General features: G+C 70.0%; 8 protein-coding genes. 4 read left to right on the top strand and 4 right to left on the bottom strand.

Annotated features, from left to right (window positions below):
• Positions 1–123: 123 nt before the first annotated feature.
• The 4 genes from M0R80_29110 to M0R80_29095 are packed head-to-tail and all read left to right on the top strand — an operon-like array spanning position 124 to position 4573.
• A complete protein-coding gene (locus M0R80_29110) occupies positions 124–645 on the top strand; it encodes a ferritin family protein (protein MCK9463698.1) in 522 nt (173 codons plus the stop codon).
• Between the two features lie 21 nt (positions 646–666).
• Positions 667–2562 carry an indolepyruvate ferredoxin oxidoreductase subunit alpha gene (locus M0R80_29105; protein ID MCK9463697.1) on the top strand — a complete coding sequence of 632 codons (1896 nt, stop codon included), beginning with the start codon at positions 667–669 and terminating at the stop codon, positions 2560–2562.
• On the top strand, positions 2559–3146 hold the full coding sequence (locus M0R80_29100; protein ID MCK9463696.1) for a 2-oxoacid:acceptor oxidoreductase family protein: 588 nt from the start codon (positions 2559–2561) through the stop codon (positions 3144–3146). Before M0R80_29105 ends, M0R80_29100 begins: the two co-directional genes overlap by 4 nt.
• 53 nt (positions 3147–3199) lie before the next feature.
• Complete coding sequence (locus M0R80_29095; protein ID MCK9463695.1) at positions 3200–4573, top strand: hypothetical protein; 1374 nt, start codon at positions 3200–3202, stop codon at positions 4571–4573.
• A 49-nt stretch (positions 4574–4622) separates the two neighbouring features.
• Here the strand turns inward: M0R80_29095 and M0R80_29090 are convergent, their stop codons facing one another.
• The 4 genes from M0R80_29090 to M0R80_29075 form a co-directional block, all read right to left on the bottom strand.
• Positions 4623–5231: a DUF1566 domain-containing protein gene (locus M0R80_29090; GenBank protein MCK9463694.1), complete on the bottom strand. Its 609-nt coding sequence runs from the start codon at positions 5229–5231 to the stop codon at positions 4623–4625.
• 27 nt (positions 5232–5258) lie between these two features.
• On the bottom strand, positions 5259–5906 hold the full coding sequence (locus M0R80_29085; protein ID MCK9463693.1) for a DedA family protein: 648 nt from the start codon (positions 5904–5906) through the stop codon (positions 5259–5261).
• A gap of 6 nt (positions 5907–5912) precedes the next feature.
• Positions 5913–6284 (bottom strand): PilZ domain-containing protein, encoded by a 372-nt coding sequence (locus tag M0R80_29080; GenBank protein ID MCK9463692.1) that lies wholly within the window; start codon positions 6282–6284, stop codon positions 5913–5915.
• 92 nt (positions 6285–6376) lie between these two features.
• Positions 6377–10052 (bottom strand): MopE-related protein (locus tag M0R80_29075; GenBank protein MCK9463691.1); only part of this gene is annotated, 3676 nt, incomplete at its 5' end.

Here is a 10052-nt window from a genome sequence, read left to right as displayed (position 1 = left end):
CCCAGCGCACGAGCAGTGGGGCATGTTCGCGCTGTTCGCGGCGACTCTGATCGTCGGGCTCGCGTTCCTCTTCGTCGTGACGCGGGCCGTGGCCAAGAACCTGATCACAAAGGAGAGCATCGAATGATTATCACCGACGAGAACCAGAAGCACGTCCTGCGAGCCCTCATCACGGCGATGCAGGCGGAGCGCGAGGGCCACTACTTCTACCAGATGGCCGCGGGCGCGACCCTGGATCCCAAGGGCCGCGAGGTGTTCGGGCGGCTCGCGGACGAGGAGATCGCGCACTTCGAGTTCCTGCGCGCCCAGCACAGGTCGCTCCTGGAGACGGGGCACGTCGACGGCTCGGCGCGGCTCGGCCAGGCCTCGGATCTCTCCGGGCCGAGCCCGATCTTCTCGCCGCGGCTGCGCGACCGGATCAAGGACGCCCACTACGAGATGACCGCGCTCTCCGTCGCGGGGCAACTCGGGCGGGACGCGGAGGCGCACTACCGCAGGGAGGCCGAGGCGGCGGCCGATCCTTCCGTGAAGCGGCTCTTCCTCGAGCTCGCGGCGTGGGAGGCCGGCCACTACGCCGCGGTCACGGCGCAGCAGGACGAGCTCAAGGAAGGCTACTGGGCGGACAGCGGCTTCGCGCCGTTCTAGGGGCGCGAGAGGAGGGAGCGGATGGCAAAGCTCAAGGACCGGCTCGTCGACCCCGCGGGGTGGACGGATCTCGTGATGGGCAACTGGGCGGCCGCGCGCGCCATGATCGACAGCGGCACACGCGTCGTGACCACCTTCCCGGGCTCGCCGACGCCCGAGATCGCGGCGGCGCTCGAGCTCGTGCCCGGGCCCGCGCGGACGTTCTACTTCGAGTACTCGACGAACGAGAAGGTCGCGCTCGAGGTCGCGGCCGGCGCGTCGCTCAACGGCCACCTCTCGGCGGTGTTCTTCAAGTCCGTCGGCCTGAACGTCGCGTCGGACTCGATGATCCAGCTGCCGCTCATGCAGCTCATCGGCGGCATGATCGTGCTCCTCGGCGACGATCCGGGCGCGAACTCGTCGCAGAACGAGCAGGACAACCGCTGGTTCTCGCGCATGTCGTACATGCCGATGTTCGAGCCGGCCACCCCGCAGGAGACCTACGACATGTACAAGGAGGCGGTCGCGCTCTCGCGCCGGCTCGCGATGCCGGTGGCGTTCCGGATGACCACCCACGTCTGCCACGCCCGCGAGCTCGTGACCGTCGGCGCCGCCGACCCCGCGCCCGCGGACTGGACGCCGCGGTTCGACGCCGCGAACGGGCCGTACGTCCCGATCACGAAGACCGTCTTCCCGCTGAAGCGGCGCGCCCTCGAGAAGCTCGAGGCCGTGCGCGAGGTCGCCGAGTCGACCCCCTCGAACGCCGTGCTCGCGCCGAACGGCGGCGCCCCGTGGAACGGCAAGCGGCTCGGCGTCGTCGGCGCCGCGCTCCCGGCGATGGCCGCCCTCGAGGTGATAGGCGCCAGCGCGCGGCCCGTGGAGATCCTGAAGCTCGGCCTCAGCCACCCGCTGCCGCGCAGGAGGATCGCGGAGTTCCTCGCCGCGCACGACGAGGTGCTCGTGCTCGAAGAGCTCGATCCGGTGATGGAGACCGAGATCAAGGCGATCGCCTGGGACGCGGGGCTCGAGACCGCGATCCGCACGCGGACCTGTCGGGAGCAGCTCATGGGCGAGCTCGGCCCGCGACGCGTCCTCGCGCTCCTCGCCGAGACCTGGCCGGACGCGTTCGATCCGCCCGCCGCGCTCGCGACCCCGGCCGCCCCGGCGCCGCCGCGCCTCCCGCAGATGTGCCCCGGCTGCGGGCACAGATCGGCGTTCCACGCGATCCAGGCGGCGCTCGAGGCGAGCTCGATCACGGTCGCGGACATCGGCTGCCACTCGCTCGGCTTCCAGCCGCCGTACGAGGTCGGGCAGGTGCTGTTCTCGATGGGCCACGCGATCTCGACCGGCTCCGGGATGGCGATCCGGAACCCGTCGCGCAAGGTCGTGACGTTCATCGGCGACTCGACGCTGCTGCACGCCGGGCTGCCGGGCGTCATCAACGCGGCGGTCCACGACCACGACGTCGTGCTCGTCGTGCTGGACAACGGCACGACCGCGATGACCGGCCACCAGCCGCGCTTCGGCTCGGGCGAGGTCGGCCCGAAGATCCCGTTCAAGCCGCTCTTCGAGGCGCTCGGGGTCAAGTTCCTGCGCGAGGTCGACGCCTACGAGCAGGCGAAGCTCACCGCCCTCGTGAAGGAGGCGATGGCGCACCCGGGGTTCGCGGTCGTGATCGCGCGCCACCCGTGCATGCTCAAGTTCACCCGCGATTCCAGGCGGAAGAACCCGGGCTTCCGGATGCCGCCCATCAAGCTGGACCAGGCGCTGTGCGACAAGCGCCACGTCTGCGCCGCCGAGTTCGCGTGCCCGTCGTTCGTGCGCGCCGAGGACGGGACGATCACCGTGCACGCGGATCTGTGCATCGGCGACGGCTCCTGCGCGCAGACCTGTCCGGTCAAGGCGCTCGTCCGGCAGCGCCCGGGAGGTGCCTCATGAGCGGTGCGGTCCAGAACCTCTACCTGTGCGGCGTCGGCGGCCAGGGGATCGGCCTGCTCACCGAGACGCTCGGCCAGGCGTGCCTCAAGGCCGGCCACGTCATCCACGGGTGCGACACGCACGGCCTCGCGCAGCGCGGCGGCACCGTGATCTCCCACCTGCGGCTCGGGGAGGGCGTCTTCACCCCGCGGATCCCGGAGGGCGAGGCGCACGTCGTGATCGCGCTCGAGCGGCTCGAGGGGCTGCGCGCCGCGCAGAGCCACCTTCGGGACGGCGGCGCCCTGCTCTACTACGACGCGGTGTACCAGCCGGTGGCGGTGCGCATGGGCCAGGCGCGCTACCCGGACGTCGCGGCGATCGACGCGGCCGTGGCCGCCAAGCGCGGGGCCCTGCACCGCGTCTTCGTCGACGGGCTCGAGGACCCGCGGATGCAGAACAGCGCGCTCCTCGGCCGGCTCGCCGCGCTCGGGCTCGTCCCCGGGGTCGACGTGGCGGTCGCCGAGGCGGCGATCCGATCCGCCGCCCCGCCCGCCGCGCTCGAGGCGAACCTCGCCGTGTTCCGGAAGGCCGCCGCCGTCGGGTGAAAGGCGCGGCGCCTCTCGAAACTTCCGCGGGACATGGTAGGCTAGCGAGCGTCATGGCCAAGTGCGCACGATGCGGAGACGGCGGCGCCAAGCGCCCATGCCCGGCACTCGAGGGGAACCTCTGTCCCCGTTGCTGCGCCCAGCATCAGAGGCGCGAAGTCCAGTGTCCCGACGGCTGCGGCTTCCTGCGGCAGGGCGGCGGCAAGGAGGGGTACGAGACGGCGCTGCGCAAGCTGCTCGACTTCTCCGTGCGGAACGCAGACAGGGCGCGCCAGGCGTTCGAACGGCTCGCCGCCCCGGACGATCCGTTCGACGAGTGGGAAGGGCCGCTGGCCCTCGCGTACCTCGCCTACGGCCACGCGGACGCGAACGGCGACAGGTCGATCGACCTGCTCCTGCGCGAGCAGGGCTGGGCGCTCAAGGCCGCGGAGGTGGAGGCGCTCGAGGCGCTGCGGGACACCGCGTGGCCGTCGCTCTTCGAGGTGCAGGAGGTCCAGGTCGACCACGGCTTCCGCGTCGTCGATCTCGTCGTCGGTGACGAAGTCTTCGTGCGCGAGAAGGCCGCCACCCACCAGATGAAGAGGCTCGACCTCTTCCTGGGCTGGCTCGTCCGCATCGGCGATCACTTCGAGATGACCGGCGCCGGATACGGCGTGCCGCGCACCCACCGCGAGACGATGCTCAAGGCGCTGACCAAGGAGCTGCGATCGCTCCGCAAGATGCACCCGGGCACGCCCGACCGCGCCCTGCTCCGGGAGGCGATCCCCGCCGGCCAGGCGGCGATGCGCGCGGCCGTGGCCAACTGGCGCCCGCCCAAGATGGTGACCATGGACGGCGAGGACCTCGTCTTCTGCGAGGCGGTGTTCGACGTGATCGACCTCGACGCGGTCCGCGCCAGGCTCGCCGCGCATCCGGACATGGAAGAGGACGACGACGGGTTCACGTGGGTCGACCGCAAGGGGCGCAAGCAGCTCGGCGACGGCCCGCTGCACCTCGGCACGATTCGGCTCGAGCGAGGAAGGATGACGCTCGAAACCAAGTCGCGCGAGCGGCTCGAACGCGGGAAGGCGCTGCTCGCCGAGCTGCTCGACGGCGCGGCGCGCCACCGGATCGACTCGATGAAGGATCTGGACGTCGCGATGGCCGAGCATGCCGCGCGACCCGCACGCGAACCGGTCGACGCGATCCCGGAGCACGTCCAGGCCGAGCTCCTCGCGCCGTACTTCCAGCAGCAGATCGAGGCGTGGATCGACGAGCCCATCCCGCTGCTGAAGGGCAAGACCCCGCGCCAATCCGTGAAGACCAAGGCCGGGCGGGACAAGGTCGTCGCCATGCTCAAGGACCAGGAGAACTCGCTGCAGCACCAGCCGGGGGGCGAGCTCGTCGACTTCTCCCGCGTCTATCGCGAGCTCGGTCTCATCGACTGAATCGCGGAGGGGAGCGGTCCATTCCGGAGATCGACCCGATCGTTCGCCACTACCGAACGCAGCGCACGTGGATCTCGCCGAGGACGCCGTTGACGTTGACGCTGCCGTCGCCGAAGAAGACGTACCACGCGCTGAGGGGCCGGTCCTCGTCGGGCGACGACGACCAGTACCAGATGCACGTCCCCGCAAGCTCGCCCGGCCAGAAGCAGGCGTCGTCCGGCCCGTTCCGGGGATCGCAGCCGCCGCAGTCGTCGTTGCGGCACCGGCTCCAGGGCAGGCAGCGATCCGTAACCTCGCAGCTCCCCCCGGTCTGGGTCCTCGGACACCCGCGGATCAAGGAGCGCAGTTCGCTCACCGTGGGCAGGCGCCAGCCCTCGCCCCGCGCCGCGCAGTGCTCCTTTGCGGCCTCCCACCCCATCGTCTCCCCCGCAGGCTCGATCTGCCACTCCAGGCCCGTGGCCGGATCGATCCAGGTCGCGGTCCCCGATGGCGCGCTGCCCTTTGGCGACGCCTCGACAGCGATAGGGTCTGCGCCGCCCCCGGTCGCCGGCGATCCGGCGCCGCAAGCCGAGGTCGACGCCAGCAGCAGGAGCGCGCAGCCGAGCGCTTTCGCGCCCGCTCCGAACCCGGCGGTAGAGCTCTTTCCCTGCTTCGTCATTCGCCATGCCATCGTCGCCCGCGTCGCTCAGGCGGGCCGCTTCCGCTCCTTGAGGTAGCCGACGATCGCCGGGATCACGGAGATCACGATGATCGCGATCACGACGAACTGGAAGTTGCGCTTGACGGCCGGGATGTTGCCGAAGAAGTAGCCGGCAAACGCGAAGCCGCCGACCCACGGCAGCGTGCCGAGCAGGTTGTACAGCATGTACCGCCTGTACGACATCCGGCCGATGCCCGCGACGAACGGCGCGAACGTCCGGATGATCGGCACGAACCTGGCGAGGACGATCGTCTTCCCGCCGTACCGCTCGTAGAACGCCTGCGCCTTGAGGAGATACTTCTTATTGAAGAGCCACGAGTCCTCTTTCGAGAACACCTTGGGCCCCAGGCGGTAGCCGATCGAGTAGTTGACGGCGTTGCCGAGCACGCCCGCCACGCAGAGCGACGCCACCAGCCAGCCGATCTCGAGCGGGAAGTCCGGCCGCGCGGCGAGCGCGCCCGCCGCGAACAGGAGCGAGTCGCCCGGCAGGAACGGCGTCACGACGAGGCCGGTCTCGCAGAAGATGACGAGGAACAGGACGACGTACAGCGCCGGCCCGAGCGCGGCGCCCCACCCGTCGAGGTAGGTGTCGAGGTGCAGGAAGATGTCGATGATCTTCTCGAGGGCTTCCATCTCGGCTCACGGTTCGGGGACGAGCGACTTGCGGCCGATGTAGGTGTCGAGCAGCTCGCGCCCGCCGGAGACCTGGACAAGCTCGATCCCCATGCCGGGCGGTGTATTCCGCCGCTCGGCGTCGCGGCCGTCCGGCTGCGCGCGCCAGCGGACGGCGCCCCGGCCGATCACGACCCCCTGCTCGAGGCTCAGGCGGATCTCGACGTCGCTCCCCTCGGCGACCACCGGGACGGTGCGCAGGAAGAACCCGCTGGCGCTCAGGTTGGTCACGGTTCCGAACAGGGTCACCGAGTCCTTCTCCACCCAGCACCGGCAGCTCACCGCGTATCGGGGCTCCTTGCGCCGCTCACGATTGGAAGTGCATCCGCCGTCCGCCACACGAACCTCCGTCGCCCCCACCCGGACCCATTATCGCAAGTCGACATCCACTCTGTCCAGAAACTGCGGCGGATGGTCGGTGGGACCGCGGCTCAGTAGCCGCGGTCGATGAGGTCGATCGGGCCGGACCCGTCGTTGCCGCCGATGACGAACACGAACGACTTGAGCCGCACGGTCTGGTAGTAGGCGCGGTTGGACGGCCCGTTGCTGGACGACTGGTAGGTGTTGATGATCGTCGCCGCCGGGTTGGTCGGCGTGTACCTGTACCGTGGCGAGGTGCCGCCGTTGAGCGTGGGGTTCGAGCCGCGCGACTCCTTGCTCACGGCCTGGAACAGGAACATCGTGCCGAAGAACAGCTGCCCGTCGTGGCCGAGGTTCGACTTGTTCCATTCCTGCGACTGCACGGTCCAGTCCGTCGTCTCGCCGCTCGGGCTGTTGACCTGGGCGATCTCGAACGTCATGAGCCCGGAGTTGTTCGGGTTGTTGGAGACGTCGTCGCCGGCCGTGGCGATCAGGTGGATCGTCTCGTCCGGATCGAAGTACTCGCTGCGCGAGATGTAGGAGTTCTGGCCCTGGCTCGTGAGCAGCGCGAAGAACCCGCGCGGCACGACCATCGTATGGCTCAGCGTGCTGAACGCCCCGAGGCTCCCGTCATCGGAGATCGGCGCGATCTCGATCGAGCTGAGGCTGGCCGCGCCCACGGCCGAGCTCGTGCGGCCGCCGACCGCGTAGATGTACGGCGACGCGCCTCCCACGCCGTCCGGGACCACGATCTTCACCGTGTCGAGCCCCTCGCGCGGGCTGACGAGCGTGCTCGAGAGCGCGACCCACGGGCCGATCGAGCCGAGCGGGAGCGGCGTCACCGCCATGTTCGGCGCCGCGCCGGTGTCCGTGTAGGTCGTGGTCGTCGTGGTGATCACCGCGAGCAGCCCCACGTCGCCGTGGTCGCCGTCGGCGGTCGCGTTCCTGTAGACGAGGTACCCGGTCGCGCCCGCCACGGTCGCCCAGGTGAGCACGACCGATCCCTCGCCGTTGAAGACCAGCTGCAGGTCGGAGGGCAGGGACTCTCCCCACGCGCCGACGGCGGAGACGCGGTAGTACCAAGAGCCGAGCGGCAGGGTCCCGATGCTCGCGTCGACCGCGTACTCGATGTCCTGCGGTTGGTGCGCGTTGTCCAGGATCTCGGCGCGCTCCACCGAGTTGAGCGCCGGGAAGGCGGTCGTGCTCTCGGCCGTGTTCTTGTCGCATCCGCCGACCGCGTACAGCCAGTCGCCGTACCGGGAGATCGAGAAGCCCTGGCGCGGCGTGTTCATCAGGTTGTCGATGTGGGTGTTGGTGCCCGGGTCCCACTTCTTCGCGATCCACGGCGCCGACGGCGCGCCCATGTTGCTCACCGGCATGATCTCGACGTCCCGGCGCGCGTCGTTGTTGGTGTCCGGCGGCGGCGGCGGGCTGAGCAACGAGCCGAGGCCGCCGGCGGTGTAGACGTACGCGTTTTCGTACGGATCGAACCCCTGGATCGACGCGTGTCGCCACCGGGCCACGGCCATCGGCGTGGTCATGGGGCCGAACTCCGACAGGTGCGCGTCGGACGACGGCGTGGCCAGGTAGTAGTAGAAGGTGTCCTCCTGCCCGTCCGGGTTGATCACGCGCACCGGGTACATGCCGTTCCCGATGCTCGGCACGCCCACCGTGATGAAGGCCCCCGACAAATCGACGGCGACGCTGGTCATGACGATCGTGCCGAAGATGACCTGCGCGCCCGCCTGGAAGCCGGAGCCGTTGATCGTCACGGTCACAGGGGACGCGCCCGGAGAGCGGAACGGATCGAGATCCCCGATGATCGGCGGCTGCGTCGCGGTGACCGTGAACTCGCCGAGGATCGTCCCGTCGAGCCAGAACGCGCCGAGATCCGAGAGCGGGCTCGCCGGCACGTGCGGGTTCAGCACCTCGACATAGTACGTCCCGGGCACCATCGACTCCGACTCCGACGGGCAGACGCTCGTGAGGGTCGTGCCGCCGTCCCACAACGTGTACGGCGCGTCGTAGCGGATGCCCGGTTCGTCGATGTTCACCCACCGCACGAGCGGCACCTCGAGGAACCCGGTCCCGGCGATCCTGACCACGGCGTCGTCGCTGATGCCGTTGCCCGGATCCCCGGTCCAGGCGATCGCCGGCGCCACGTCGGTCACGGTGATGCCGGTCGTCGCGACCACCGTGATCGTGTCGGGACACTCGGTCGTCTCGGCGTCGGCCTCGTTCGTGAGCCAGACGTGGTAGGTCCCGGGGTCGAGCCCGAGCGTGCTCTCCAGGAGCGCCACGGCGCCGGAGTCCGTCAGCCAGTACGGATCGACGACGGCGGTCTCCGGGCCGACCAGCGTGACGAACATGTCGTCGTCGAACCCGGCGCCGAACACGGACAGGTCGCTGTCCGAGGCGTTCGCGATCGCGGTCGGGCTCACCTCGTCGCAGTAGAAGTCCCAGGTGCAGCTGGCGTGGCACTCGGGATCGATCGCGGTGTCGCACTCCTCCGGCGGATCCTGGACGACGCCGTCGCCGCAGTACGGCCCGAGCGCCGTGCAGGCGTCGCAGCCGTCGTAGCCGCCGAGGTTCGGCGGCTCGTCGCACACCTCAGAGGCGACCGGGTTGACGAACGCGTCGCCGCACGTCCTCGAGGTGCAGTCCGCGTCGCAGATCAGGGTGTTGACCCCCGCGGTCCAGCAGCTGGGGTTCGCGTCGTTGCAGTCGACGCCGGCGCAGTAGTCGCCCGCGCCGCCGGGCAAGCCGTAGTAGTCGCCGTCGCTGTCGAGACAATAATCCGCGCAGTCTTCCACAAAGTCGAAATCTGAATCCGTCACGCAGTCGACGTTGCAGGTGATGGTGAAGTCGTCGCAGTCCGCGCCGAGGCACCCCGTCCCGGCGCCGTAGTGGTCGCCGTCGACGTCGATGCAGGTGTCCTCGCAGTCCCGAACCCCGTCCGAGTCGTAGTCGGTCTCGCACGCCACGTAACACGACGCGACCGTGTCGTCGCAGTCCAGCCCCGTGCAGCCGGTCCCGACGCCGTAGCCGTCGCCGTCGCCGTCGAGGCAGGTGTCTGCGCAGTCCGGCGTGCCATCCGTGTCGACGTCGGTCACGCAATCGGTCGTGCACGTCGCGATCGCGTCGTCGCAGTCCGTGGTCGGATCTCCGGTCACCGCCTCGCCGTAGTCCGCGCAGTCCGTGTCGGTCGACGCCACGGTCGACGTCGCGTCCGGGCGGTACCCGTCGTCGTCGAAGTCGAGCCAGCACGTCTCCGCGCCGTCGCAGTTCTGGTCGAACCCGTCGCCGGTGATCTCGGACGCTCCTGGGTTCACCGCCGCGTCCCCGTCCGCGCAGTCGCCAGTCGGATCCGTCCCGATCGCCTCGCCGAAGTCCGCGCAGTCCAGGTCGTCCGACGCCACTGTCGCCGTCGCGTCCGGGCGGAACCCGTCGTCGTCCCCGTCGGCGAAGCACAGCTCGCCCGAGTCGCAGTTCTGATCCACGCCGTCCGCCGGGAGCTCGGTCGCCAGGGGGTTGATGGCGGCATCGTCGTCGTCGCAATCCGTGACAGGATCCGTCCCGATCGCCTCGCCGAAGTCCGCGCAGTCCAGGTCGTCCGACAGTACGGTCGCCGTCGCGTCCGGGCGGAACCCGTCGTCGTCCCCGTCGAGGTAGCACAGCTCGGCAGAATCGCAGTTCTGGTCCACGCCGTCCGCCGGGAGCTCGGTCGCCACGGGGTTGATGGCGGCA

The sequence above is a fragment of the Pseudomonadota bacterium genome (assembly GCA_023229365.1).
Taxonomy (GTDB): Bacteria; Myxococcota_A; Polyangia; order JAAYKL01; family JAAYKL01; genus JALNZK01.
The sequence above is the reverse complement of the archived record's forward strand: the minus strand, read 5'-3'. Positions and strand labels throughout refer to the sequence as shown.

What these genes read in the sequence shown, in the direction of transcription:
- M0R80_29095 (MCK9463695.1), top strand. Translation starts at nt 3,200, where the DNA reads ATGGCCAAGTGCGCACGATGCGGAGACGGCGGCGCCAAGCGCCCATGC.
- M0R80_29105 (MCK9463697.1), top strand. Translation starts at nt 667, where the DNA reads ATGGCAAAGCTCAAGGACCGGCTCGTCGACCCCGCGGGGTGGACGGAT.
- M0R80_29110 (MCK9463698.1), top strand. Translation starts at nt 124, where the DNA reads ATGATTATCACCGACGAGAACCAGAAGCACGTCCTGCGAGCCCTCATC.
- M0R80_29085 (MCK9463693.1), bottom strand. Translation starts at nt 5,906, where the DNA reads ATGGAAGCCCTCGAGAAGATCATCGACATCTTCCTGCACCTCGACACC.
- M0R80_29090 (MCK9463694.1), bottom strand. Translation starts at nt 5,231, where the DNA reads ATGACGAAGCAGGGAAAGAGCTCTACCGCCGGGTTCGGAGCGGGCGCG.
- M0R80_29100 (MCK9463696.1), top strand. Translation starts at nt 2,559, where the DNA reads ATGAGCGGTGCGGTCCAGAACCTCTACCTGTGCGGCGTCGGCGGCCAG.